The 25,977-nt window shown below is 66.8% G+C and carries 25 protein-coding genes; 14 read left to right on the top strand and 11 right to left on the bottom strand.

Going from position 1 to position 25,977, the window contains the following annotated elements; all coding sequences use genetic code 11:
• Window positions 1–14: 14 nt before the first annotated feature.
• Window positions 15–446 carry a TIGR02611 family protein gene (locus tag QQ25_RS14680; protein ID WP_039319485.1) on the bottom strand — a complete coding sequence of 144 codons (432 nt, stop codon included), beginning with the start codon at window positions 444–446 and terminating at the stop codon, window positions 15–17.
• Complete coding sequence (locus tag QQ25_RS14675) at window positions 443–1,075, bottom strand: PaaI family thioesterase (protein WP_039319484.1); 633 nt, start codon at window positions 1,073–1,075, stop codon at window positions 443–445. The genes QQ25_RS14680 and QQ25_RS14675 overlap by 4 nt, the downstream gene beginning before the upstream one ends.
• A gap of 31 nt (window positions 1,076–1,106) precedes the next feature.
• Here QQ25_RS14675 and QQ25_RS14670 point away from each other — a divergent pair, with 31 nt between their 5' ends.
• From QQ25_RS14670 to QQ25_RS14645, 6 genes are all read left to right on the top strand, one after another.
• Window positions 1,107–1,604 (top strand): DUF1990 domain-containing protein, encoded by a 498-nt coding sequence (locus QQ25_RS14670; RefSeq protein ID WP_039319483.1) that lies wholly within the window; start codon window positions 1,107–1,109, stop codon window positions 1,602–1,604.
• Between the two features lie 104 nt (window positions 1,605–1,708).
• Complete coding sequence (locus QQ25_RS14665; protein WP_039319482.1) at window positions 1,709–2,356, top strand: ABC transporter permease; 648 nt, start codon at window positions 1,709–1,711, stop codon at window positions 2,354–2,356.
• The gene (locus QQ25_RS14660) at window positions 2,349–3,518 is read left to right on the top strand and encodes an ABC transporter ATP-binding protein (protein ID WP_039319481.1); all 1,170 of its coding nucleotides are present in this window, start codon (window positions 2,349–2,351) and stop codon (window positions 3,516–3,518) included. Before QQ25_RS14665 ends, QQ25_RS14660 begins: the two co-directional genes overlap by 8 nt.
• Window positions 3,515–4,294, top strand: a complete 780-nt coding sequence (locus tag QQ25_RS14655) for an ABC transporter permease (RefSeq protein ID WP_039319480.1) — start codon at window positions 3,515–3,517, stop codon at window positions 4,292–4,294. Before QQ25_RS14660 ends, QQ25_RS14655 begins: the two co-directional genes overlap by 4 nt.
• Window positions 4,294–5,244: a glycine betaine ABC transporter substrate-binding protein gene (locus QQ25_RS14650; RefSeq protein WP_052235830.1), complete on the top strand. Its 951-nt coding sequence runs from the start codon at window positions 4,294–4,296 to the stop codon at window positions 5,242–5,244. Before QQ25_RS14655 ends, QQ25_RS14650 begins: the two co-directional genes overlap by 1 nt.
• An 8-nt stretch (window positions 5,245–5,252) precedes the next feature.
• Window positions 5,253–6,320, top strand: a complete 1,068-nt coding sequence (locus QQ25_RS14645; RefSeq protein ID WP_039379345.1) for an NAD(P)H-dependent amine dehydrogenase family protein — start codon at window positions 5,253–5,255, stop codon at window positions 6,318–6,320.
• On the opposite strand, the gene QQ25_RS14640 is transcribed toward QQ25_RS14645, so the two are convergent.
• The 3 genes from QQ25_RS14640 to QQ25_RS14630 are packed head-to-tail and all read right to left on the bottom strand — an operon-like array spanning window position 6,321 to window position 9,423.
• On the bottom strand, window positions 6,321–7,118 hold the full coding sequence (locus QQ25_RS14640) for an SDR family NAD(P)-dependent oxidoreductase (protein ID WP_039319478.1): 798 nt from the start codon (window positions 7,116–7,118) through the stop codon (window positions 6,321–6,323).
• A gap of 38 nt (window positions 7,119–7,156) precedes the next feature.
• Window positions 7,157–8,431 (bottom strand): NtaA/DmoA family FMN-dependent monooxygenase, encoded by a 1,275-nt coding sequence (locus tag QQ25_RS14635; protein ID WP_052235881.1) that lies wholly within the window; start codon window positions 8,429–8,431, stop codon window positions 7,157–7,159.
• Window positions 8,432–8,463: 32 nt separating this feature from the next.
• Window positions 8,464–9,423 (bottom strand): LLM class flavin-dependent oxidoreductase, encoded by a 960-nt coding sequence (locus QQ25_RS14630; protein ID WP_039379343.1) that lies wholly within the window; start codon window positions 9,421–9,423, stop codon window positions 8,464–8,466.
• Window positions 9,424–9,583: 160 nt separating this feature from the next.
• On the opposite strand from QQ25_RS14630, the gene QQ25_RS14625 reads away from it, so the two are divergent.
• From QQ25_RS14625 to QQ25_RS14605, 5 genes are read left to right on the top strand one after another with little or no spacing between them, the layout of a single operon-like run.
• Complete coding sequence (locus QQ25_RS14625) at window positions 9,584–10,543, top strand: ABC transporter permease (RefSeq protein WP_234711908.1); 960 nt, start codon at window positions 9,584–9,586, stop codon at window positions 10,541–10,543.
• Window positions 10,540–11,391 (top strand): ABC transporter permease, encoded by an 852-nt coding sequence (locus QQ25_RS14620; RefSeq protein WP_101906171.1) that lies wholly within the window; start codon window positions 10,540–10,542, stop codon window positions 11,389–11,391. Before QQ25_RS14625 ends, QQ25_RS14620 begins: the two co-directional genes overlap by 4 nt.
• Entirely contained in the window at window positions 11,392–12,987 is a 1,596-nt protein-coding gene (locus tag QQ25_RS14615) for a dipeptide ABC transporter ATP-binding protein (RefSeq protein ID WP_039379341.1), read from the top strand. It abuts the gene before it with no gap.
• The gene (locus tag QQ25_RS14610; protein ID WP_052235829.1) at window positions 12,984–14,615 is read left to right on the top strand and encodes an ABC transporter substrate-binding protein; all 1,632 of its coding nucleotides are present in this window, start codon (window positions 12,984–12,986) and stop codon (window positions 14,613–14,615) included. The genes QQ25_RS14615 and QQ25_RS14610 overlap by 4 nt, the downstream gene beginning before the upstream one ends.
• Before the next feature lies 1 nt (window position 14,616).
• The gene (locus tag QQ25_RS14605; protein WP_039379340.1) at window positions 14,617–15,831 is read left to right on the top strand and encodes an acyl-CoA dehydrogenase family protein; all 1,215 of its coding nucleotides are present in this window, start codon (window positions 14,617–14,619) and stop codon (window positions 15,829–15,831) included.
• 62 nt (window positions 15,832–15,893) lie between these two features.
• Here QQ25_RS14605 and QQ25_RS14600 read toward each other — a convergent pair whose 3' ends face one another.
• Genes QQ25_RS14600 through QQ25_RS14590 form a run of 3 tightly spaced genes read right to left on the bottom strand, consistent with a single transcriptional unit; the run spans window position 15,894 to window position 18,640 of the window.
• Complete coding sequence (locus QQ25_RS14600; RefSeq protein WP_039379338.1) at window positions 15,894–16,691, bottom strand: NADPH-dependent oxidoreductase; 798 nt, start codon at window positions 16,689–16,691, stop codon at window positions 15,894–15,896.
• The gene (locus tag QQ25_RS14595; protein ID WP_039379337.1) at window positions 16,688–17,698 is read right to left on the bottom strand and encodes an aldo/keto reductase; all 1,011 of its coding nucleotides are present in this window, start codon (window positions 17,696–17,698) and stop codon (window positions 16,688–16,690) included. The genes QQ25_RS14600 and QQ25_RS14595 overlap by 4 nt, the downstream gene beginning before the upstream one ends.
• A 9-nt stretch (window positions 17,699–17,707) precedes the next feature.
• On the bottom strand, window positions 17,708–18,640 hold the full coding sequence (locus QQ25_RS14590; protein WP_039379335.1) for a TauD/TfdA dioxygenase family protein: 933 nt from the start codon (window positions 18,638–18,640) through the stop codon (window positions 17,708–17,710).
• Between the two features lie 445 nt (window positions 18,641–19,085).
• Between QQ25_RS14590 and QQ25_RS14585 the strand changes: the two genes are divergently transcribed.
• Window positions 19,086–20,018 carry a LysR family transcriptional regulator gene (locus QQ25_RS14585; RefSeq protein ID WP_039319467.1) on the top strand — a complete coding sequence of 311 codons (933 nt, stop codon included), beginning with the start codon at window positions 19,086–19,088 and terminating at the stop codon, window positions 20,016–20,018.
• A 92-nt stretch (window positions 20,019–20,110) separates the two neighbouring features.
• Here QQ25_RS14585 and QQ25_RS14580 read toward each other — a convergent pair whose 3' ends face one another.
• Window positions 20,111–21,409, bottom strand: coding sequence for a cytochrome P450 (locus QQ25_RS14580; RefSeq protein ID WP_039379334.1), 1,299 nt, complete (start codon window positions 21,407–21,409; stop codon window positions 20,111–20,113).
• Window positions 21,410–21,542: 133 nt separating this feature from the next.
• The gene (locus QQ25_RS14575) at window positions 21,543–22,397 is read right to left on the bottom strand and encodes a polysaccharide deacetylase family protein (RefSeq protein ID WP_039379333.1); all 855 of its coding nucleotides are present in this window, start codon (window positions 22,395–22,397) and stop codon (window positions 21,543–21,545) included.
• A 59-nt stretch (window positions 22,398–22,456) separates the two neighbouring features.
• Between QQ25_RS14575 and QQ25_RS14570 the strand changes: the two genes are divergently transcribed.
• Window positions 22,457–22,813, top strand: coding sequence for a MerR family transcriptional regulator (locus QQ25_RS14570; protein WP_039379330.1), 357 nt, complete (start codon window positions 22,457–22,459; stop codon window positions 22,811–22,813).
• 28 nt (window positions 22,814–22,841) lie between these two features.
• Window positions 22,842–23,555, top strand: a complete 714-nt coding sequence (locus QQ25_RS14565; protein WP_039379963.1) for a TVP38/TMEM64 family protein — start codon at window positions 22,842–22,844, stop codon at window positions 23,553–23,555.
• Window positions 23,556–23,558: 3 nt separating this feature from the next.
• Here the strand turns inward: QQ25_RS14565 and QQ25_RS14560 are convergent, their stop codons facing one another.
• On the bottom strand, window positions 23,559–25,940 hold the full coding sequence (locus QQ25_RS14560; RefSeq protein WP_039379328.1) for a Tex family protein: 2,382 nt from the start codon (window positions 25,938–25,940) through the stop codon (window positions 23,559–23,561).
• Window positions 25,941–25,977 lie beyond the last annotated feature (37 nt).

The following is a 25,977-nucleotide window of genomic DNA, read 5'->3' as shown; positions in this document are numbered from 1 at the left end:
ATCGGTGGCCCTGATCAGGAGCCGAGGCCGATTGGACTCTTGAGCCACGACTGCTCGAACCCCACCAGACCTGCCACGAGGCCCACCGCACCGAACAGCCACAGCGTGGCCACCACGATCAGTGCGGTGAACGCGGCGCTGAGTCCCTTGACCGCGATGTGCTGGCGATCGAACCAGGCCATGACGGCGTCGTAGCGGACCCGGACGTAGTGCAATGCCCGCTTGGCGAAGGCGAACTCGCTGGCCAAAATCGCCAGCCCGAGGAACACGATGGCCCAGCCGGGACCGGGATAGGGAATGGCGACGATGCCGACCGCGAGCACGATCGTGCCGAAGACGCCGATGGCGATCCGGTAGGCGAAGTCGGCCGCCGGGCGCGCGCGAAGCTTGTCTCGCCATGCCGTCCAACGGCGCTTCACCTCGGCAAGGTTCTCGGAGAGGCTCATGGCTGCCCCGGCTTGAGACGGACGAACAACGCCTCGGCATCGGCGAGCACGTCGTCGCCGTCGAGCAGCCTGCCCTCGACGAAGATCTTGCGTCCCTCGATGCGGTCAATGCCTGCCTGCACCTGCAAGTCCTTCTCGATGGGGGCGATCTTGCGGTAGTTGACGTGCAGATACGCCGTGCGCTGATACATGCTGCCGGTCAGTTTGGCCGCGGTGTAGCCGAGCAGCGAATCGAACAGCAGGGCCAGCGAGCCGCCGTGCACGGCGCCGTTGCGACCCAGGTGAAAACGCCGGAAGTGCGCGGTTCCACCGATCCGGTTGTCGGCGGTCCGTTCCAGATGCACCGGCACGTTGTTGACGTTGCCACGGTTGGGCAGGTCCATGCGCCGACCGGACGGTGAATTCCATTCGTCGGCCTCGTACGGCGCCAGCAGCGCCGACACCTTTTCGATCAGGTCGGCGGCCTCGCCGATCACCCCGTCGGGGGCATCGGCGCTGCGCGCGTGGTCCTGCAGAGTGCGCACCGCTTCGATGAACCGGCCGTAATCGGGGCCGCCGCGATCGGTGGGATCGGGCGGGTTGAACCCTCCGCCGGGGTGGTTGCCGGCGGTGTCGATGTCTGGGGCCACACCGCCACCGTATTGGTGCCATGGTGGTGACGTGAAACTGCACGACCTGGAACGGCTGTCGTTGACCTATCCGGAGGTCGGCGCCACGGCCGGCGAGATGCCCGCCGGGTACCGCCACACCCGGGCCTCCGCCGTGATCGGTACGGGCCGCGACCGCTTCGAGCGGGCCGGTGAATCGGTGTTGCGCTGGGGCATGCAGCGCGGCGCGGGCCTGCGGGTGCGGGCCACCTCGGAGGTCGCCGCGGTGGGCACCGAGCTGATCGTCCGGCTGGGCCCGGTGCCGGCGCCCTGCCGGGTGGTCTACGTGCTCGACGAAGCCGACCGGAAGGGCTTCGCCTACGGCACGCTGGCCGGCCATCCCGAGTCCGGCGAAGAGCTGTTCTCCGTGCGCTACGACCCCGCGACCGAGCAGGTGCACGCCGAGGTGGTCGCATTCTCCCGGCCGGCCACCTGGTGGAGCCGGCTGGGCGGTCCGGTGACCAGGCTGCTCCAGCGGGTGGTGACACGCCGGTATCTGACCGGCATCTGACCGCGATATCCACGGGAAACCGCCCGGTGTTGACTAGGCTCCTACTTGCCCGGCGACGGGGAGCTGACGTCCTCGGGTAACCGAATGGAGGCGCTGCGTCGTTCATGGGCTTTTTCGAGTTTGTGCGAGATCGCTGGTCGGTCCTGTCCTTTCTCGCCTATCAGCACATGAGCCTGGTGGTGCAGACGCTGCTGATCGCGACTGTGGCCGCGCTGCTTGTCGGGGTACTGATCTATCGCTCACCGTGGGGTAGCTCGCTCGGGAACACGCTGACGTCGGTGGGCCTGACGATCCCGTCGTACGCATTGCTCGGTGTGCTCGTCGGCATCGTCGGTATCGGGGTGCTGCCCTCGGTCATCATGCTGGTGTTCTTCGGCTTCCTGCCGATCCTGCGCAATGTGTTGGTCGGCCTGGCCGGCGTGGACCGCACGCTCATCGAGTCCGCGCGCGGAATGGGCATGGGCCGGCTGGCCACCCTGGTCCGCCTCGAACTGCCGCTGGCATGGCCGGTGATCATGACCGGGGTGCGGGTGTCCGCGCAGATGCTGATGGGCATCGCGGCCATCGCCGCGTATGCCCTCGGCCCCGGCCTGGGCGGCTACATCTTCTCGGGTATCTCCCGCACGGGCGGCGCCAATGCGACCAACTCGATCGTGGCCGGCACTGTCGGAATCCTCATCCTGGCAGTCATTTTGGACACCGTCCTCAACGTCATCACGCACCTGACCACACCGAGGGGGATCCGTGTCTGAACCGGCAACCGAGACAAGCGGTGTCCGCATTCTGCTCGACGGCGTGACCAAGCGGTACGACGCGAAATCCGCTCCGGCAGTGGACAACATCACGATGGAGTTCCCTGCCGGCGAGATCGTCATGCTCGTCGGCCCGTCAGGTTGCGGCAAGACCACAACGATGAAGATGATCAACCGGCTCATCGAACCGACCAGTGGGCGCATCCTGATCGGCGATGAGGACGTCACCGACCGTGACCCCGACCAGCTCCGGCGCCACATCGGCTACGTGATCCAGGGCGCGGGTCTGTTCCCGCATTACACCGTCGGGGACAACATCGCGATCGTCCCGCGGCTGTTGAAGTGGGACAAGGAGCGGATCTCGGCCCGCATCGACGAACTGCTCGATCTGGTGAATCTCGATCCGGCCCAGTACCGCGACCGCTATCCACGGGAGCTGTCCGGTGGCCAGCAGCAGCGCGTGGGCGTGGCACGGGCGCTGGCCGCCGACCCGCCGGTCCTGCTGATGGACGAGCCGTTCGGTGCGGTCGACCCCATCACCCGCCAGCGACTGCAGGACGAGCTGCTCCGCCTGCAGGATGAGCTGCGCAAGACGATCGTCTTCGTCACCCACGATTTCGACGAGGCGGTCAAACTCGGCGACAAGATCGCGATCCTGCAGCAGGGTTCGGAAGTCGTTCAGTACGACACACCCGAACAGATCCTGGCCAACCCGGCCAACGATTTCGTCCGCGGCTTCGTCGGACACGGCGCGGCGCTCAAGCAGCTCACCCTGACCCGGGTCCGCGATGTCGAGTTGCACGAGGCGGCCGTCGCCCACGTCGGCGGTGATCCGGCCGAAGCGATCCGCGCCGCGCGGGTCATCGAACGCGAACACGTGATCGTCCTGGACAGCCAAGACCGCCCGCTGCGCTGGATGTCGCTGGCCGAGCTGGACGACCCGCGATCCCTTCAACAGGTGCGCCGGGACGAGGATCTCGAAAAGGTCAGCCTCGCTTCGACACTCAACGATGCCCTGGATGTCATGTTGACCTCGTCGCACGGTGTGGTGGTGGTGACCGGACGGCGCAACGTCTACAAGGGCGTGATCCGGGTGGAGACCATCATGGACGCGATGGCCGACGTACGCAGCGCGGCCAACTCAGCGGAGCCGACCACATGACCACCGCCACACCGGAATTCGAGGCCTCGGCCCTCCCGGCCGAGCCATCGGCACGGTTGGGGCTCGGACGCTGGCTGGTGCAACCCCTGGCCTGCATTGCGGCCGTGGTGGGTTCACTCGTCTACGTCAACGTCGCGCATGTGTCAGAGTCGGAGCAACGGTCCCTCGGCATCGACCAGTTGCTGACCCTGCTGCGCCAGCACATGGCGATCAGCGTGGCCGCAACGGTGCTCACGTGCCTGGTGGCGATTCCGCTCGGGATCGCACTGACTCGGGGGCCGATGCGGCACTACGCCAAACCGATCATCACCGTCGCCGGGTTCGGTCAGGCCGCCCCCGCTATCGGGCTGATCGCGCTGGGCGCGGTGCTGTTCGGGATCGGCAGTGTGGGCGCCATCGTCGCGCTGACGGTCTACGGCGCGCTGCCGATCGTCGCGAACACCGTCATCGGCCTCGATGGCGTTGACCGACGGCTGGTCGAGGCGGCGCGCGGTATGGGTATGTCGGCGTTCGCAACGCTGATCAAGGTGGAGCTGCCGCTGGCGCTGCGGGTGATCGTCGCGGGTGTCCGCACGGCGCTGGTGCTCATCGTCGGCACCGCGGCGCTGGCCGCGTTCACCGGTGGCGGCGGGCTTGGCCAGCTCATCACCACCGGTATCAAACTGCAGCAGACCGTGACCCTGGTGGTCGGCGCGATCCTGGTCGCGGCGCTCGCCCTGTTCATCGACTGGTTGGCGCGCATCGTCGAAATCGTCGCCGCACCAAAGGGACTCTGATGCGAGGGCGTCTGCTTCTCACCTTGGTCTTCGCGCTCCTGGTAACGGGGTGTGGGCTGCGGTCGGCGAGCGGCGCGGTGCTCGAAGCGAAACCGGGGACCATCCAGCATTACGACTCGCTGGAGGGCGTGCCGATCACGGTCACCGCCAAGGATTTCACCGAGCAGCTGATCCTGGGCAACATGGTGTCGATCATCCTCAACGCGGCAGGCGCGGATGTCACCAACATGACCAACACCCCGGGCAGTTTCGGTGTGCGCCAGGCGATGCTGGACGGCACCGCGAATGTCTCACCGGAATACACCGGCACCGGCTGGATCAACTACATGGGCAACGAGCAACCCATCAAGGATCCGGTGGCCCAATGGCAGGCCGTCGACGAGGCAGACAAGGCCAACAACCTGACCTGGTTGCCGCCGGCACCGATGAACAACACGTATGCCTTCGCGATCCGCGAATCGGAAGCGCAGCGGCTCGGGGTGACCAAGCTCTCCGACCTCAGCCGACTCCCCCGGCACGACCTTACGTTCTGTGTAGAGAGCGAATTCGCCAACCGCAACGACGGATTCGTGCCCATGCTGCAGACCTACGGGCTGACCCGCGGCGACCTGGGCCGGGTGACCCACCTGGACACCGGCGTCATCTACACCGCAACCGCCAACGGTGACTGCAACTTCGGCGAGGTCTTCACCACCGACGGCCGCATCCCCACCCTGAATCTGCGGGTGCTGGAGGACGACAAGCAGTTCTTCCCGCTGTACAACCTCACCGAGGTCATTGCCACCGATCTGCTCGACGCCCATCCCGAGCTCGCCGAGATCTTCGCCCAGCTCAATCCACGGCTCACCAACGAGACCATGATGATGCTCAACGCGAAGGTGGACAGCGACGGAGACGACCCGGCCATCGTCGCGCGCGATTGGCTGATCGAGCAACGGCTGCTGACATAGGAAAACGTATGGCATACAGGGTAATTCAATGGGGCACGGGCGCGGTGGGCGTGGAGACGATGGGGGCGATCCTCGACGACCGCCCTGACCTGGAGCTGGCCGGGGTCCGGGTGTACTCGGAGGACAAGAACGGACAAGACGCGGGTGAACTGCTGGGCCGGGCTCCGGTCGGTGTCATTGCCACCACCGACGTCGACGCGATCCTCGCGCTGGACGCCGACTGTGTCGTCTACACGCCGCGCATCACCAGCCTGGATGACGTCTGCGCGATCCTGGCCAGCGGCAAGAATGTGGTCACCACGGCGTTCCTGTTCCACCCGCGGCGTCTGCCCGAAGCCGACCGGGACCGGTTGCTGACGGCCTGCGCAGCTGGTGGGACGACGGTGCACGGCAGTGGGCTCAATCCGGGCAATCTCTCGGGTGCGTTGCCGTTGGTGCTGTCGGGCATGAGCCGCACGATCGACAAGATCACGCTGCAGGAACGTGCCGACTGGTCGGATTACGACAGCACCCACATCACGTTCGACAACATGTCGTTCGGGCAGCCGGTCTCCGACATCGGGGTGGACGCCACCGAGTTCCTGGCGTTCAACAACGAGATCTTCTCCCAGCAGGTGTGGCTGCTGGCCGACGCGCTCGGCGCCGACATCGACGAGGTCACCACCTCGGTGGACGCCGTCGCCGCCCGCCACGATCACCAGATCTTCGACCACGTGCTGGCCGCCGGGACCACTGCCGGGCAGCGCTGGAACTGGGTGGGAGTGCGTGACGGCGAACCGCTGATCGAGATCGAGACGCTGTGGACCGTCGGCAACGAGTACCCCGATCATTGGCCGCGGCCCAAGCATGGCTGGACGCTGAGCATCGAAGGCGATCCGTCCATGCAGGCCCACTTCGTCAGCCTGGCCAGCTTCACCCGCGAGGCCACAATGGCCGAGCACGTCCGGGCGGCCAACGTCGCCACGGCGATGCAGGTCCTCAACGCGGTACCCGAGGTATGTGACGCCGAGCCCGGTTTCGCCACGCTCGCGACGCTGCCACTGATCCGCAGCCACACCGGTTTTCGGCGGCGCTGACTACCTGACGATGGCCGAGCTGGGTTCCCTCGGCGCCCCCAGCATGTCGCGGTGGGACGGCGGCACCCGCCCGCCTTCGTCGGTGATGCCGTAGCGGGTCGCCAGTTCGGCACCGATCACGGTGTGACCGGACAGCTGCGCCAGCTCCGGATCCCGATACAGCGCGTCGATCAGATACCCGGTGAACTCGGGGGTTTCGGCGTGCTCCGCAGTCTTGGCGAGCGCGTCGGGATGCCCGGCGAACGCCGCCTTGAACTTCTCGGTCAGCAGGATGCCCATCCAGATCGACACCGTCGACACCCCGGTGCCGGCGAAGTCGACCGCCATGTCGGCGGCCAGCTTGTCCACACCGGCCTTCTGAGCTCCGTAGGCGGGTCCATGCATATAGGCCACCGATCCGGGTGACGACGTGAACGCGACCAGACCGTGGTGGGCGGCCAGCAGCAGCGGCGCGGCATACCAGGACGCCACGTACGACGACCGCAACCCGACGTCGAGCACGTCGGCGAGTTCAAGAGGTTTCTCCCAGAAGGGTTTCGGGTTGACCAGATCGTCGTGAACCGCGGCGGCGTTGTTCACCAGGAGGTCCAAATGACCCTCCTGCTCGCCGATACGCCCGAACAGCTCCCCCACGGCAGCGTCATCGGAATGGTCGAGCTGCACCGGGATACCGCCATCGGCATCGGTGACAGTGCGGCCGGTGACGTACACCCGCCAGCCCTTCGCGATCAGGGCCACGGCAATCCCGCGCCCAGCCCCGCGACTTCCTCCTGTGACGACGGCAACCGGTGTATCCACGGGTATCAACTTACGGGGTGCTACCGCGCCCGAGACGATCAGGCGAGCCGGGCCCTCACCAGGGTCGGCACGCCGCCGGAATGAGCACGGCCGGTGAATCTCTCGCGCAAGGTCGACTCCGCGTACTCGGTGCGGAACAAGCCGCGGGCCTGCAGCAGCGGCACCACCTCGTCGACGAAGATCTCCAGGCCGTCGGGGAACACATCGGGCATCAGGTTGAATCCGTCGGCCGCACCGGCCAGGAACCACCGCTCGATGGTGTCGGCCACATCGACCGGCGACCCGACGCTGACGCGGTGACCGGCCCCGCTGAACTCGCGCACGGCCTGCCGCAGCGTCAGTTCACGGCTCTCGATCAACCGCACCACCGATTCCCGGAACCCCAGGGACGCACCGAATTTCGCCGGATCGGCGACCTCTCCGAGGAGATGCGCGGGTACCGGCGCGTCCAACGGATAGTCGGCCAGATCCTCCCCGAGCACCTGCGACAGCCGCTCCAGGTCGTGGCCGGGTGGCAGCAGGGCGTTCTGCTCGGAGAACCGGCGCTCAGCCTCGGCCGTGGTGCTACCGATCGTGGTGATCAGGCCGGGCAGAATCTTGACGTCGTGCCGCCTGCGACCGTAGGCGACCGCGACGTCCTTCACATAGCGGTAGTGGTCGATTCCGGCGCCCAGGTCGAGTTCGGCGCTGAACACCGCATCGGCGACGCGGCCGGCGAGCTCGCGCCCCTGCGGGGATCCGCCGGCCTGCACCAGCAGCGGATGGCCCTGTGGGGACGGCCCCTGCGGGAGCCCGCCAACCACGGTGAAGAACTCGCCGTGGTGATCGATGCCGCGCCCGCCGGGGTCGGCGGCGTCGCGCCACAGCGCACGGACCACGTCGACGAACTCGGCCGCCCGCCGATACCTCACGTGCCGGTCCGGATAGTCGGCGACACCGAAGTTGGCGCCGGCCGGAACCGAATACGTCGTGACGATGTTCCAGGCCAAGCGGCCACCGGAGAGCTGGTCGAGGGTGAGCAGGCGATGCGCGAGCTCGACCGGATCGTTGAAGGTGGAGGACAACGTCCCGATCAGGCCCAGGTGCTCGGTCTCGGCGGCCACCGATGCCAGGATGACGCTGGGTTCCAGCGCCTGCGACGGACGCAGCGCGGGATGCTCACGCAACGCCGGACCGTCGGCCAGGAACAGTGCGTCCAGCTTTCCCCGCTCGGCGAGCTTCGCCATCCGCACGTAGTAACCGGGGTCGGCGAACGCGGTCGGCGGCTCGCTGGTGCGCCGCCACGCGCCGGTGTGAATACCGAGGTTGAGCACGTTCACGTTCAGGATCACGTGGCCTGTTTGCGTCACAGTCGTCCTCCGGGGTTGGGTACGGTTTCGAATGCCGTCGGATTGCTGCTCAGGTCAGGCGCGGTGGGCACCGGCACGCCGAGTTGTTCTCGCAATGTCCCGGACCTCTTGTCGCTCAACAGCCCCCGCTCACGGGCGGCAGGCAGCACCTCGTGCAGTACGTGGTCCAGCTCCGATGGGTCCGCCCGCAGCAGCACCCCGGAAATGTCGGATCGACCGGCGATCCGCTCGAGCGCGGTGACGATCGCAGCGGCGGAGCGCAGCCGTACCACGACTCGGCCCTTCGCCGGGATCGGGTCGCCGTCCTCGACGATCAGGTAGTCGGCGGCCTCGGCGGCACCGTCGCGGTCGAGCCCGGCCTGCCGCCACACCGGCAGATCGCCCTGCTCCGATCCCGGCACATTGAGCGGACCGGCGATGTCATAGGCGTTGTGTACGTCGGCCCGGCGGATTCTCGACACGTCGGAAAACACCCCGGCATTCAGATCCCCCACCACCGAGTCCAGTGGCCAGGTTCGCCACAACGCCCGCACCGCGACGATGGCGTCGTCGGTATGCGCCGCGTCGAGGCCCGCACCGGTCCAGGTGTCGACGGTCGAGTTGAGCGCGATGCTGTGATCGAAGTCCAGCGCCAGCCAGCCGACCCGTCCATGTGCGGCGTGGTCCACCGAAACCAGCCTCCGGGCCAGGTTGTACGGATGGTCCCGGTGCGCGGCGGCCGCGACGACCAACCCCAGGTGGCTGGTGTGGCGCGCCGCGATCGTCGCGAGCAGGGATGGGTCGACGCCTTCCGCCGTGACGTCATTGCCCTCGCCACGTTCGGCGCCGATCACCCAGTACGAGACCCCGGCCTGCTCCAACCGCCCGGCCAGACCCGCGATACCGGCGACCCCGATGTCGAGCCGGCCGAGACCATCGCCGGCGACCTCGACTCCGATCGTGAGTGTTGCCCCCATGCCCACCACCGTGATCCAGCGACCGGCTCAGGACAACGGTTGCGATCACGGGTACTCCAAAATGGCCGGGCGACAGTTAAGCCGAACTGAACGGTCGGCTTAAAGTTCTTAAAGGTGCGAATGATTGCCGCCGTCACGCGGTCGCCCTAGCGTTCGGCGGGTGTTCAACTTCACCCTGCGGCGGATCGGCCAGTCGATCATCGTGATCGTATTGGCGTATACCGCAGTGTTTTTCGTTCTCAATGTGTTGCCAGGGGATCCGATCGAGACACAGATATCGAACCCCGAAAATCCGCTGTCCGATTCGGACGCACAGGTATTGCGCGACTATTACCGGCTCAGCGATCCGGCCATCGTCCAGTTCGGTGTATCGGTGCAGCGGCTGTTCACGGGCGACCTCGGGTACTCGCTCAACAGTGGACAATCCGTCGCGCGGTTGATGGCGCATGCATTGCCCTCGACGCTCGCATTGGCCGTCGTCGCGTTCATCCTGGCCGCGGTACTCGGATTCGCCATCGCCCTGGCCGCGGTGTTCGCGCCATGGTCACCGGTGCGCGAGTTCGCCCGGGTCCTACCGCCTGCCTTCCTGTCGATCCCGGTGTTCGTCACCGGACTACTTGCGCTGCAATGGTTGTCGTTCAGCTTGGGATGGGTCTCGGCCGTCCGCGACGAAGGGTTGCGTTCGACGGTGCTGGCCGCGCTGCCGCTGGCGCTGCCGGTCGCCGCGCCGATCGCGCAAGTGCTGATCCAGGGTCTGAGCAATGCGGCCGCCCAACCCTATGTGGAAGTTCTGCGCGCCAAGGGTCTTGACGACAAACAGGTGATCTTCGGCCACCTGGTCAAGAACGGATCCATTCCGACCGTGACCATCGTGGCCATCACGGTCGGCGAGCTGCTGGCCGGATCGGTGATCACCGAAACGATCTTCAACCGCACCGGGATCGGCTATCTCACCGAAACCGCGGTGCGCAATCAGGACACCCCGATCATCCAGGCGGTGGTCATCACGGTGTCGGTGACGTTCGTCGTCGTCAACCTCGTGGTCGATGTGATCTATCCCCTGATCGACCCCCGGATCGAGCGATCGTCCACTCCGAGAGGCGCGGTGGTACCCGCATGATCCTGACCGACGCGCTGTCCGCGGTACCGATCCCCCGCCGCCTGTCCCGGCGGATCAGGGTGAACCCGTGGGACATCCCACCTGTGCTGCTACTGCTGCTGGTCGCGGCGATGATCATCGCCCCTGCGGCCATCGCCCCCTACGATCCGCTGCAGGAGAATCCGGATCTGCCGCTCGCCGGGCCGAGCCTGTCGCACCCGTTCGGCACCGACTACATCGGCCGTGACCTGTTCAGCCGGGTGGTCGCCGGGACCGCGGCGACCATCGCCGGGTCGTTCATCGCCGTGCTGATCGGACTGCTGGTGGGGACGATCCTCGGACTGCTGGCCGCCTACTTCGGTCGTGTCACCGACAGCATCGTCGGCCGAATCATCGATGTGCTGCTGTCGATCCCGACGTTGCTGATGTCGATCACCATCATCATGGCTCTCGGGTTCGGCACCGTGAACGCGGCGATCGCCGTGGGCATCTCATCCATCGCCGTGTTCGCCCGGCTGGCGCGATCAGAGGTCCTGGCGGTGCGGAACCTGCCGTTCGTGGAGGCCAGCGCACACCTGGGCGCGGGCCACCTCACGCTGTTGTTCCGGCACATCCTGCCCAACTCCTACTCCTCCGTACTGGCCCTGGCCGCCCTGCAGTTCGGGGCCGCGATCCTGGCGATCGCGTCGCTGAGCTTCCTCGGTTACGGAGCGCAGCCACCCGAACCCGAATGGGGGCTGCTGATCTCAGAGGGCCGCAACTACATCAACTCCTCCCCCGGCTTGGTGTTCTTTCCGGCACTGGCGATCGTGTTGACCGTCATGAGCCTGTCCCGGCTCGCCCATATCATCCGAGAGAGGGTCGGCTGAATGAATTCCCCTGTACTACTGTCGATTTCCGGGCTCACCGTCGAGTTCGCAGGCCGCGACGTGGTGCGCCAGGTCTCGTTCGACGTGGGCGCCGGTGAGATCGTCGCACTGGTCGGCCAGTCCGGATCGGGCAAATCGACCATCGCGCGAACCGCCCAGGGCCTGCTGCCTGCAGGTGGCCGGGTCACAGCGGGAGACATCCTCGTCGAGGAACGCGTGGTCACCCGCCTGCCGCAGCGCCAATGGCGCCAACTGCGGGGTGGCACGATCGGTTTCGTGCCACAGGACCCGCTCGGGTCACTGGATCCGTTGAAACCGGTCGGCGACCAGATCGCCGAGGTCCTGCGAGTGCACCGAATCGCCGACCGCGCCGGCGCACGCCGGCGGGCTGTGGAGCTGCTCGAGCACGTCGGGATCGCCGACCCGGCGCGCCGGGCAGGCGATTACCCGCATCAGCTTTCCGGCGGCCAGTTGCAGCGCGTGTTGATCGCGATCGCGATCGCCGGCGAACCGCGCCTGCTGATCGCCGACGAGCCGACCTCTGCCCTCGACGTCACCGTGCAGCAGCGCATTCTCACCTTGCTCGACGAGTTGCGCGTCGAACACGGGCTGGGCATCCTGTTCATCACTCATGACCTGGCCCTGGCCGAGCAGCACAGCGACACCGTGGTGGTGTTGCGTGACGGCGACGTTCGCGAAACGGGGCGTACCGCAAGCGTGCTCACCACACCGAAGGACGACTACACCCGGCAGTTGATCGCCGCGGCCCCCGCCCTGTCCCCGGACAAGTACGCAGACCGGACCGCTCCCGCCGCTACCGCGGAGCCGATCTTGCGAGTGGACCGCCTGGTGAAGCGCTACGGCGATGCCCTGGCGCTGGACGCCATATCGTTCGACGTCCTGCCCGGATCCATTCACGCCCTGGTCGGCGAATCCGGTTCGGGCAAGACCACTGCGGCCAGAGTGCTCGCCGGGCTCACCGAATTCGACTCGGGCGAGGTTCGGGTGAACGGATCGGTGCGCGCCGCGCAGACACGACTTCATCCCGCGCAGCAGCGCCCGCAGGCCCGGGTGCTGCAGTTGGTGCACCAGAATCCCCTGGCCGCGCTCGATCCCCGGTTCACCATCGGGGAGGCAATCGCAGAGCCGTTGAAGATCAACCGCATCGGATCGCGCGCGCAACAACGTCGAGAAGTCGCCGCCGCTCTCGACCGGGTCGGGTTGCCCGCCGGTCTGGCCGACCGGAAACCGCGGGAGATCTCCGGGGGTCAGCGGCAGCGGGTGGGACTGGCACGTGCATTGGTACTGCATCCACGGATCCTGGTGCTCGACGAGCCGACCTCCGCGCTCGACGTCCAAGTGCAGGCACAGGTGGTGGACCTGCTGATCCAACTCCAGCAGGAACTGGGGCTCACCTATCTGTTCATCTCGCACGATCTCAGCCTCGTCCGGCAGATCGCCGATCACGTGAGCGTGCTCGACGGCGGCCGCCTGGTCGAAACAGGTTTGACCGAGCGAGTTTTCGCTGATCCGGCCGCGGCCTACACGCGTCGTTTGCTCGATGCGATCCCCGGCGTACCGGCCCACGCGGCATGACCGCCCCACGATGGGCGGCGGTCGCGCTGGCCGCATTGCTGATCGCCGGCTGCGGGTCCGATGCGCAGCGCGGCGCTGCCGTCGGCCAGGACCGCGGTGGTGATCTGACCTACCTGGACGCCGAGGCGCCCGCCTCGTTGCAGATCCAGGTGGGCTACTGGCAGAACAGCCTGCTCAAGGACCAGATGCTGGACCGGCTGGTCTACCAGGATCCCCAGACCTTCGAATTCGTGCCGTGGATCGCCGAGAAGTGGACCGTCGACGCATCGAAACGCGTGTACGAGTTCACCATCCGCGAGGGGGCCTCCTACAGCAACGGCCAGCCGGTCGACGCCAAGTCGGTGCGTCGCAATCTGGACTGGGAAGCCAACGGCGACAAACCCAAGGGCATCACCCGCAACATCTACTTTCCGGAGGTCGACTCGATCACGGCCGATCCCGCCCGCCGCACCGTCCGGGTCAATCTCGCCAAACCGTATGCGCCTTTCATCGCGGTGTTGTCGTTGAACACCTCGGGTCTGGTCGCCGACGCCACCATCGACGCCAGCAAGGAAGAGCAGTCGGTGGTCACCAATCTGATCGGTTCCGGCCCGTTCGTCGCCACGTCGGAGATCCCCGACAAGAAGATCGTCCTGTCGAAACGGCGCGGATACGACTGGGCACCGGCCACCGCACCACACCAGGGTGAGGCCTACCTGGACACCATCACCGTCATCCCGGTGACCGAGGACAGTGTCCGGGTAGGGGCGCTACGGGCCGGGCAGGCCGACGCCATCCGCTACTCCCAACCCCCGGATGAGCGCCTGCTGACCCGGGAGGGATTCGACGTGCGCGGGCTGCGCACGCCCGGGCTGGCCAACACGCTCGATATCCGCCAGACCGCACCGTTCATGCGGGACATCAACGTGCGCAAGGCGATCGGCTTCGGAATCGACCGTAACGAGATCCTGCACACCCTCTACACCGAAAATTGGAAGCCGGCGCAGAACATCGTCACCCGCGGCTTTCCCGGCTACACCGACCGCAGCGACGCCGTGCGCTACGCCCCGGCCGAGGCGATTCGCCGGCTCGAGGCCTCCGGGTGGACCCACGTCAACGCCGACGGCTACCGCGTCAAGGGCGGCAGCGAGTTGGCGGTGAAGATCTACGTGGACGTCTACGACCACACCGCCAAGCCGATGTACGAACTGATCCAACGGCAATTGCGGCGCATCGGCGTCCGGCTGGTGATCCGCCAGACCGATTTCGCCAACTACCCGACGGCGAGCATCGAGGATTCAGTGGGCCTGCGGCGCAACGGCTGGCCCACCGCCGACCCGGTCCGGCTATGGCAGAACTACGACAGCAAGGGTGGCGATCTGTACGCCCTCGACGGCTCTGACCCGGCGATCGATCGCATGTTGCGCGCTCAGATCGAGGCGACCGATCCGGCCGAGCGGCTGAAAGTGCTTGAGGAATACAACAACTACGTCATCGACAATGCGTATTCGATTCCGCTTCTCGAAGACACCCAGATTTTCGCCGTCGCCCCACGGGTGCGGGGATTCGCAAACGCGGCCAACTCGGTGCCCTGGTTCTACAACGCCTGGATCGACGACGCGCCGGCCGCAAACAACGGAAGGGATTGACATGACCGCTGATTCGGTACTGACGGCTCGCACCGTGCCACGTGGACAGCAACTGCAGGAGGTGCTGGACGCGATCGCAGCCGATTACCGGCGTCGCCTCGACGAGGGCGGACAGGAACCGCCCGGAATCGGGCTCCAACTGGTCCGCGAGCACCGGCTGGGCGCGGCACGGCTGGCCGGCGATCTCGGTGGCGGGGATTTCACCGTGCCCGAGTTCTTCGACCTCGTGATCAGACTGGCTCAGGCCGACCCCGACCTGACCCACATCCTGCGGGTGCACTACGCGACCGTTGAGGAATTGCAACGCGTTCCGGGCAGCGCGGCCAAGAACCGATGGCTGTCGGTGGTGGCCGACGGACACCTGATCGGTGGGGTGAGTTCCGAACTCAGCAGCGCCAGGGTGGGTGGTCAGACCTACGACACCAAGCTGGTGCGCGGCGCCGGAGGGCTGCGACTGACCGGCCGCAAGTTCTACAGCACCGGCGCCCAGTTCTCCGACTACGTGCGCGCCACCGCCGAGGACGCGGCCGGGGCGCCGGTTGCCGCGGTGGTGCCGTCCGACCGGCCGGGCATCATCCACGCCGACGACTGGGACGGGATCGGTCAGCGCCACACCGGCAGTGGGACAACCATCTTCGAGGACGTCGAGGTAGGCGAAGACGAGGTGCTGCCGATCGGTACCAACGTGGGTGTGGACCGCGCGCGCGGCGCACTGGTACAGCTCTACCTGCACGCGATCGCGGCCGGAATTCTGCGCACGCTCACCGCCGAGGCCGCCGCGCTGGTGCGGGATCGCCGCCGCACCTACACCTTTGCCACCACCGACACCCCGTCGGCCGATCCGCAGTTACTGGAGATCGTCGGTGAGATCGACGCCGTGGCGTATACGGCCGAGGCGCTGGTGCTGCGCGCGGCAGCGGAACTGGCGCCGGCCTTCGCGGCCGCCCGGATCAATGGGATCGATGCCCGGTTGGAAGATCAGGGCGCGGTCGCGGCAGCGCGGGTCAAGGTGGCGATCGAGGAGCCTGCGCTGCGGGCCGCCTCACGCATCTTCGATGCGGGTGGCGCATCCTCTATCCGCTCGGCGTCGCACCTGGACCGGCACTGGCGCAACCTCCGGACCCTGTTCTCCCACAACCCGACCGTCTACAAGGCACGGGTGCTCGGGGACATCGCGGTGAACGGCGCGGCACTGCCCGCCACCGGCTTCTTCTGAGCCGGTGTCGACGAAACGGGCCGCTGAGCATTTCTGCTCAACGGCCCGTTTCCCGCCACCCCTCAGCGCGAGGGCAGGCCCAGGCGTTCCAGTTGCTCGCGCAACCGGTGCCGCCCGGACAGAGAATGAGGGCCGGCCAGCCTGCTCAGCACCCGCTCGCTCCAACCGCCCGACAGGCCGTATCGGTTGTTGTAGACAGCGAGCCGCTCGTCGTAGGCGGGCACATGCGCATCCGCCGCCTGAGCGTCGTACTGCTCACGGTGCAGCACCGCATCCCGGGGCAGCCGCGGTTTGATCCCGGCGTTCTCGGTCGGATCGGGCCGGCCTACGGCGAGGCCGAAGGTGGCCACGGCGTGCGGCGGCAATCCCAACTCGGCCGCCACCTCCTCGGGATGGTTGCGGATCGCCCCGACGAATACCGTTCCAAGGCCCAGCGATTCGGCCGCCACCACCGCGTTCTGGGCAGCCAGGGCAGTATCGACGAATCCGATGATGGTGGTCTCCAGATAGTCCGCACCGTCCAGCGCGACCCCGGACCGTTGCGCCAGCCTGCGCGCCCGCCCGAGATCGGCCACCCAGACCAGGAACAGCGGCGCCTCGTTGATGAACTGCTGGTTGTTGGCGAGGGCGGCGAGCCGGGCCTTGCGCTGCGGATCGCGGACGGCGATCACGCTCCACGGCTGCAGATTCGAGCTGGTCGCCGCCGACTGTGCGGCGGCGATCAACGCCGAAAGTTGCTCATCGGTCACCGGTTGCGCAGTGAACTTGCGCACGGATCGGTGAGCCAATTGCAATGCCAGGGTTTCGTTGTGGACCGCCAGCGCCGCATCGACGTCACCATAACGGGCGATGACGGTCACGAGGCCGCCGCCACCGGGGCCTCCACCCCGAGGTGCTCGGGACGAATCGAACGGTGCCCGCCCACCTGATCAGCGATGGCCTCGAGACGTCCGACATGTTCGTCGCTCAATTCCACCGTCAAGGCACCGACGTTCTCACGCAGGTACTCGACATGCCGTGTCCCCGGAATCGGCACCACATCCTGACCACGTGAGAGCACCCAGGCCAGCGCGACCTGGCTGGGCTGGACGCCGATCTGCACGGCGATCTCGGTCACGGTGTCGGCCAGTGCCCGGTTACGGTCGAACACCTCGGCACCGAAACGCGGATGCCGGCTCTGCACGCCCTTGACATCCTCGGCGCTGCGCACCCTGCCGGTCAGCCAACCGCGCCCCAACGGCGAGTACGGCACGATCCCGATGCCGAGTTCCCGGGCGATCGGCAAGGTGTCTCTTTCGATATCCCTGGTGAACAACGACCATTCGTTCTGGATCGCGGCGATCGGATGCACCGCGTGAGCACGGCGCAGGGTCTGCGGACCCGGCTCTGACAGTCCGATGTGGCGGACCTTGCCTGCCTCGACAAGCTCCTTGAGCGCGCCCACCGTGTCCTCGATGGGCACGTCGGGATCGACCCGGTGCTGGTAGTACAGGTCGATGTGGTCCACCCCGAGGCGACGCAACGAGCCCTCGAGTGCACTGCGCACGTACTCGGGCCTGCCGTCCAGCGCGCGGGCATCTGGATTGGTCTCGCGATCGAGCGCGTTGCCGAACTTGGTGGCGATGGTCACGGCATCACGCCGGCCCCGGATCGCCTTTCCGAGCAGGATCTCGCTGAACTCGGGGCCGTATACGTCGGCGGTGTCGAACAGCGTGATGCCCAGATCGACAGCCTCGGCCACGATCGCGTCGGCCTGCTTTTCATCTTCGGGACCGGTGCCGGTCCGAAAGCTCATGAAGCCCAGGCCGATTGCCGAGACTTCCGGACCGTTGGTGCCGAGCCGGCGCCGGGCAGTACTCAGTGTCATGAATTCAGATCACTTTCCGTAGAACGGGTCGCCCGAGACCGATTCGGACTCGCGGCCATCGATACCCTTGGGGATGTCGCCTTCGAGGGTGACGCGGTAGAGCACCCGGTCGTAGTCGAGGTGTCCGGCATCGGGAATCGCCAGATGCGCCGTCGCGCGGTTGTCCCAGAACGCAATACTGCCCGGGGCCCACCGGAACCGGACGGTGTACTCGGTGCGGGTGGCCTCGTCCCACAACAGTTTCAGGATCGCCTCGCTCTGCGACGGCGTGTAACCGCGGATCTTGCGCGCTCCCCGGGTGAAGCCCGGGCTCACGAACAGGGCCCGCTCGCCCGTGACGGGATGCACCCGGACGGCCGGGTGGTAGGAAACCAGATTGGCTTCACGGACCTTGCGATCGCGTTGGCTGCCCTCGACTGCCCTGGTGTTGAACTGGTGCTTGATGTCGAGCTTGTCGGCGAAGTCGCGAAGCTCTTTGGGCAGGTTCTCGTACGCCGCAACAAGGTTGGTCCAGGCGGTGTCACCCCCGTACGGCGGCAGGATGTGGGCCCGCAGAATCGAAGCGGCCGGCGGATTCACCAGTGCGGTCACGTCGGTGTGCCAGCTGCTGTCGTAAGACGTGCGCTTACGGCCCAGATGACGCTCGTAGCGGCGGCTGTCGATCGGAAGGATCTCCGGAAACCCCTCCGGCGGCTCCTCCTCGTGCGGGTGGGCCGGGGTCACCTTGCCGAACTGGCGGGCGAATGCGATCTGCTCGGCGTGACCGATCTGCTGATCGCGGAAGAAAATCACCTTGTAGGTGTGCAGCGCGGTGCGGATCTCCTCGATCAGGCTGGGCTCCAGCGTGTTACGCAGATCGACTCCGCGTATCTCGGCCCCGATGTAGCCGGCTTGTGGAACGACGTCCAGACCGGTATCGGTCCGTTCGATGAGTTCGGTCATGGCTGACTCCCCTGGGTAGATGTTTTGCAAGCCGTGGTCAGCGTCGGTTCGGCGGCGAATGCAAACAACAGTCTCTGGCTACCGGAACAATTCAGTGCCGCTTAAGTCAACGCGTAGCAGCCCGTCATTGATCAGGCTGGAATTACATCCGCCGTGATTCCTGCCCGGATCTCCGCATAATCGCAGTTCACAGCACTGAGACCACCGCCGGTGGGCGCAACCGTCCTGCGCCCACCGGTCGATGTCTGTCAAGATCCGGGATGTGAACTCGACGGATCCCACCGCTCGGCGCCACCTCGGCCCCACGCCCGGCCGTAGCGCGAACTGTTGTCGCTGACGTCCTGCCGCGCAACAGTTCTGCCGCTCATCTCGCGCCACAAGCTGATGGGGTCCACATGTCTGCTGAAACTCAGCCCGCCGTCCACGCCGAGGCAAGGAGGGCCTGATGCTGGATCTGCGTCGCATGATGTTGCTGTCCGATCTGGCCGACCTGGGCTCGGTCACCGCTGTCGCCGAACGCCGAAACATCACCAGTTCAGCAGTGTCTCAGCAGCTTCGAGTGCTCGAAGAAGAGGCCGGGGCAGTACTTTTCCGGCGTGACGGCAGGACGCTGGGGCTCACCCGCAGCGGCCAGGTGCTCGCCGAACACGTGCGCCGGGTGCTGGTCGCGGTCGACGAAGCCATGAGCGCGGTGGCCGAAACCAGAGACCATGTCACCGGTCAGGTCGCCATCGCGGCGTTCAACATGGGGATTCCGACGCTGGCCGCCCCCATGATGCAGCGGCTGAGTCTCGAAGAGCCGGACCTGCGCGTGCAGGTTCAACAGGAGACCAGCACCGCGGCGTTGCGATTGCTGCGCCAGGGCGAAGTGGACATCGCCATCACGTGCCAGTACGACTTCGTCGGGGAGGAAGCCCCGGGCGGTCTGAGTGCCACACCGTTGCTGTACGAGCCGCTGGTTCTGCTCGCGCCGACACATTCGCACTTGAGGATCCGCAAGCAGGGACTTGGGGCGCTGGCCGATGGCCCGTGGGTGACCGGACCGCAGAACTCCGGGCTCGGGATCGCCGTCATGCGCGCCGGTGAAAGCGCGGGTTTCACCCCGCAGGTCAAACACCGCCTCATCGGCGCCCAGAACATCTGCGATCTGGCGGCGACCGAGATCGCCTCGGCGATCGTGCCGCGCCTTTCGGTCCCGACCAAGCTCGAGGGGCTGATCGTGCCCGGTCTGCAGCTCGGTGGGCGCACCATCAGCGCGGTGGTCCGTGCCGGACGTCAACGCGATCCGAACATCGCGCTCATGCTGCGCACGTTGCGCGCCATCGCCGCCGATGCGCTGCCCGACCGATCCGCCGAGGCGCTGAGCGTCGCGTCCTGAGCAGGACTGCAATCACATCCAAAGTTGTTCTACGACCGCATGCACCGGCCGGTTGAACGCGGCCACCACGCTCAGGAAGCTCGGGCCTCTGTCTAGGCCGTGGTCCACGCAACCGGCAGATGTTTTACACCGTGCACGAATGCCGAACGCAGGATCGCGGGTTCATCGATCGCCACGATGTCGGGAACCTGCTGACGCAGTTCGTCGAATGCGACCCGAATCTCCCGGCGGGCAAGATTGGCCCCCAGGCAGAAGTGCACGCCGCCACCGCCGAACCCGAAGTGCGGATTCGGATTTCGCAACACGTCGAAGCGCCAGGGGTCGGTGAACGCGTGCTCGTCACGGTTGGCCGAGTTGTACCACATGGAGACCTTGTCACCCGCCTTCATCTGGACTCCACTGCGCTCCACGTCCTGGGTGAGCGTGCGCCGCATGAAGATGATCGGTGACGCCCACCGCACGATCTCCTCGACAGCGGTCGGCGATACCCCGTCGAAGTCGTTCCACCATCTGGCCCGTTCGTCGGGATAACGACTCAGCGCCACCATGCCGTGACTGATCGCGTTGCGGGTGGTGTCGTTGCCCGCAGCGGTCAGCAAGATGAAGAACGAGGCGATCTCGTTGGACGACAACCGTTCTCCGTCGACTTCGGCCTCGACCAGACTGGTCGTGAGGTCGTCTCCGGGATGCTCACGACGCTGCTCTGCCAATGCGACGCCGTACCCGGCCAGCTCGGTGGCCACTTCCAGATACGCGCCGAACTCATCGGTGGACACCTCGTCGTCCCCGGCCCCCATGAGCACGGAGGTCCAGTGGAAGAGCTTGGCCTGATCTTCTTCCGGAACGCCCATCATGTCGCAGATGATCTGCAGCGGCAGCGGCGAAGCCACCTCTTCGACGAAGTCCGCGGTGCCATCCGGATGTGCGTCGACCATCTCCGACACCAGACGATGCGCACGGTCCCGCACGCTCTGCTCGATCCGCGCGATCACCTTGGGCGTGAAGGCCCGGTTGACGATGCATCGCAGCCTGGTATGACGGGGATCGTCCAAGGTGATCATCGACCCGAAGAACTCGGCGATCTCAGCCGGGACGTCGTTGAGCGTCGTGCTCGTGGGGCTGGAACTGAACAGCTCGGGATGGCGGCTGGCGAAGTGCACATCCTCGTGGCGAGTCAGTGCCCAGTGTCCCGCGCCACCGGGAAATCCGGCGTACTCCGCCACCTCGAAGAAGGACACCGGGGCGCTGTGGCGGAGCGTCGTGAAGGCGCCGTCGCGCACATCGTCGTCACGCGCCCAGAAGTCGAGCGACCCGAGGTCGATGTCGGAGAGAGGCACGGTCGGAGGCGGTGTGCCGTTGCTGCGACCGGCGATCCCGGTGATAGCTGTCATCGTGGTCCTCCCCGAGTTTCGCGACCACGCGGCCACACGTTTCGGCCCCGTCGCCCCAACGCAGTGTGACATCTCCCACATCGGCGGTCCAGGATTGCCGGGCCAATCGTGGTGCAGCTATTGGCGTTCGCAATCAATCCGCCACGTGCGCCGCGATCTCGTCGCTCGTGGTCACCCACGCGTCCGGCTGCGCGGCAAGGTAGTCCAAGACCTCCTCAAGGTACTTGTGCCGGAACGGTTGGCCGATCACGAAGGGGTGCAGTGCCAACGCCATCACCCGACCGCTGGTGGCCGAGTCCGCATACAACTGCTCGTACTGATCGATCACCATCTGCACGAACTCCGGCCCGGTGAAACCCTTCCCGAAGATCAGCAGGTCGTTGAGCTCCACCGAGTACGGCACGCTGAGCATGCCCGGGACGGTCAGCGAGTACGGCTGGTCGTCGTTGGTCCAGTCGAGAACGTAGCGAAAACCGAGTTCGGCCAACAGTTCCGGGGTGTGCGCGGTTTCGGTCAACCCCGGCCCCATCCAGCCGTAGGGACGCCGGCCCGTCGCCTCGGCGATGTCGTCGGCGATCGTGGTGAGAATCCGGCGCTCCTCGTCGACGCCGAAACCGGTGTGCAGAATCGAATTCGTCTGCCCGTGCGCCAGCCATGTCCAGTTCCGTTCAAGGCCGGCCTTCACGATCTGCGGATGATGTTCGATGACAGCCGAATTGAGTAGCACACTGGGGCGGACGCCGTGCCGGTCCAGAGCCTCGATCGTGCGCCAAATGCCCACTCGGGCGCCGTAATCGCGCCAACCGTAATTGAGTGCATCGGGAGTCAGCTCCGCGGTACCCGGCCAGATACTGGTCGAGGGCCGGTCGGCGAGGAAGTGCTCGACGTTGAGCCCGATGTACACCGCGACCCGCGCACCACCGGGCCAGTGGATCGGCGCGCGTTCGGTGATCGGGCTGTAGACGAAAGGCGGTTGCGATGTGGTCATGGCGAACGGTACGAGCTGACACCAATGTCAGAGTCAAGTCGCGTCGGTATAACTGGCATATGCGTATAGGCGAACTCGCACGCCGCACCGGGGTCAGCCAGCGGTCGCTGCGCTACTACGAGCAGCAGGGCCTGTTGGCGTCTGAGCGCACGCCCGGTGGGCAGCGCGAATATTCGGAGAAGGCCATCGACCGGGTGATCCGCATCCAAGAGCTCTACGCCGCCGGGCTGCACAGTCGCACGATCTCGTCGCTCCTACCCTGTATGCGCGACGCCGACGGCGGCCCCGCCGCAGAGGCCACGCCCCGCCTCCTGGACGCGCTCTCGGCCGAGCGCGACCGGATCGAGCAGGCGATCCGGGAGTTGTCGACCTCACGTGAGATTCTCGACGGCGTGATCGACGCGGCGTCCGGGTGAGATCCGGTACGGGAGAATCGTGGCCGCCATGACTGACGACGACTCCCCCGCCGGCCCGCGGCGACCGCACATCCTGCGGCTCGTCGCCTTCGCCGCGTTTCTGTTCGGCCTGTTCTATCTGGTGGCCGTGGCCCGCGTCATCGATGTCGACGACATCAGGAGCTGGATCGCCGCCACCGGTCCGGCCGCACCCCTGGCCTACGTCGTGGTCTCGGCCGCCCTCGGAGCGCTGTTCGTGCCCGGCCCCATCCTCGCCGCGGGCAGCGGGGTGCTGTTCGGCCCGGTGCTGGGCACCTTCGTCACCCTGGGCGCGACGGTCGGCACGGCGGTCGTGGCCAGCCTCATCGGCCGGCGCGCGGGCCGCGACAGCGCCCGAGCCCTGCTCGGGGCGCAACGAGCAGACCGGCTGGACCACCAGATAGAGCGAGGCGGCCTCTGGGCGGTGGTCGGGCAGCGTTTCGTCCCCGGCATATCCGACGCGCTGGCCTCCTATGCCTTCGGGGCATTCGGCGTGCCGCTGTGGCAGATGGCGGCCGGGGCGTTCATCGGCTCGGTGCCGCGGGCCTTCGTCTACACCGCGCTGGGCGCGTCGATCGGTGATCTGTCGGCCCCGCTGGCCTACACGGCCATCGGGGTGTGGTGCGTCACGGCGGTCATCGGGACGTTCGCCGCCCACCGCGGCTACCGGTCGTGGCGCCGCCACCGCTCCGAGGCCGATGAGGCCCCGGAGCAGACCGCGTAGCCGCTACTTGCCGAAGCCTGCGTTGCGCAGCGCCTCGGCCATCGAGCCCGTCGGCTGATTGGACTCTCGGCGACCGGAGTTGTTGCCGCGGTTCTGGTTTCGCCGGTCCCCGCCCCGGTTCTGATTGCCGCCGCGGTTCTGGCCGCCCTGGCCGCCCCGGTCGTTGCGGTCGGGTCGCTTGCCCTGCTGTGGGTTGTCGTTGAGCCGCAGCGTCAGCCCGATGCGCTGCCGCTCCACGTCGACCTCGACGACCTTGACCTTGACGACCTGACCGGACTTCACCACCTCGTGCGGGTCGGAGATGAACCGGTCGGCCATCGCCGAGACGTGCACCAGCCCGTCCTGGTGCACACCCACATCGACGAAGGCGCCGAAGGCCGCGACATTCGTCACCACGCCCTCCAGCACCATGCCCGGCTTGAGGTCGGCGACCTTCTCGACCCCGGCGGCGAAAGTGGCGGTGGAGAACGCCGGACGTGGATCACGCCCAGGCTTCTCCAGTTCGGCAAGGATGTCGGTGACGGTGGGAACACCGAACCGCTCATCGGCGAAGTCGGCGGGCTTCAGCGTCCGCAGAGTGCGCTCGTCACCGATCAGTTCGGCCAGGGTCACGTTGGAGCGGTCCAGGATGCGCCGCACCACCGGATAGGACTCGGGGTGCACCCCGGAAGCGTCCAGTGGGTCCTCCCCATCGCGGATACGCAGGAAGCCCGCGCACTGTTCGAAGGCCTTGGGGCCCAGGCGCGGAACGTCCAGCAGCGCCTTGCGGCTGCGGAAGGCGCCGGCGTTCTCGCGGTGCGCCACGATGGCCTCGGCCAGGGATTCGGTAACCCCCGACACCCGGGCCAGCAGTGGCACCGAGGCGGTGTTGAGGTCCACACCCACGGCGTTCACCGCGTCCTCGACCACCGCGTTGAGGCTGCGCGCCAGCGAGCCCGGCGTCACGTCGTGCTGGTACTGCCCGACGCCGATCGACTTCGGATCGATCTTCACCAACTCCGCCAACGGATCCTGCAGCCGGCGGGCGATCGAGACCGCGCCGCGCAGCGTCACGTCGAGGTTCGGCATCTCCCGCGCGGCGTATTCAGAAGCCGAGTACACCGACGCACCCGCCTCGCTGACCATGGCTTTTACCGGTGCGTTCGCCCCCGCCGAGCGGATATCGGCGATCAGCTCTGCGGCCAACGCGTCGGTCTCGCGCGAGGCGGTGCCGTTTCCGACGGCGATCAACTCGACGTTGTGCCGGGCGACCAGCGCCGCCAGGGTGGCCTTGGCCTGATCCCACTGCTTCTGGGGCTGGTGCGGGAAGATCGCACAGGTATCGACCACCTTGCCGGTGGCGTCGACGACGGCGACCTTGACCCCGGTGCGGAAACCCGGGTCCAGGCCGAGGGTGGTGCGGGTGCCGGCAGGCGCGGCCAGCAGCAGATCCTTGAGGTTGCGGGCGAACACCGCGACCGCCTCTTCCTCAGCGCGCTGACGCAGCCGGATACGTGCGTCGACGGCAGCCGAGATCATCAGCTTGGCGCGCCAGGCCAACCGTACGGTGGTGGCCAGCCACGGCGTCGCCGGCGCCTTGACGGTCATGTCGATACCGAGGGCCTGCGCGATCATCGCCTGGTACTGCTCGTCCTCACCACCGTCGAAGTTCAGCGACAGCGCCTGCTCCTTCTCGCCGCGCAGCACGGCGAGGACCCGGTGCGACGGCATGTTCTCCAGCGGTTCGGAGAACTCGAAGTAATCCCGGAACTTCTGTGCGGCAGGGCTTTTCGCTGCCTCTTCAGACCAAGGAGCGGTACGGAGGGAGCCGTCGGCCCAGAACTTCTCACGGGTGGCACCCACCAGCTCGGCGTCCTCGGAGGCCCGCTCGATGATGATGTGGCGAGCACCTTCCAGTGCCGCGGCCGCGTCGGCGACGTCGTCGCCCAGGAACTCACCGGCCACCTCGTCGGGCACCAGCGTCGGATCGGCCAGCAGGCGCTCCGCCAGCGGTTCCAGGCCGGCTTCCTTGGCGATCTGGGCCTTGGTGCGCCGCTTGGGCTTGTACGGCAGGTAGATGTCTTCGACCCTCGACTTCGTCTCAGCCGCCATGAGCGCGGCCCTCAACTCATCGGTGAGCTTGCCCTGCTCGTGGATCGAGGCCAGCACCGCTTCGCGGCGCTGGTCGAGCTCACGCAGATAACCCAGGCGTTCCTCAAGGGTGCGCAGCTGACCATCGTCGAGGCCGCCGGTGGCCTCCTTGCGGTACCGGGCGATGAACGGCACCGTCGAGCCCTCGTCCAGCAGTGCCACCGTCGCGGCGACCTGCCCCTCGCCCACGGCGAGTTCCTCGGCCAGACGGGCGGTTACGGATTTGATGGTTCCAACGGTCACGCCTTGAGTCACGTCGGAGGACCCTACCGAATCGGACGGACAACACTGG

Source organism: Mycolicibacterium setense (genome assembly GCF_000805385.1).
In the GTDB taxonomy this organism is placed as follows: domain Bacteria; phylum Actinomycetota; class Actinomycetes; order Mycobacteriales; family Mycobacteriaceae; genus Mycobacterium; species Mycobacterium setense.
Note: the sequence above shows the minus strand (reverse complement) of the source record. Positions and strands in the feature narration are given on the sequence as shown.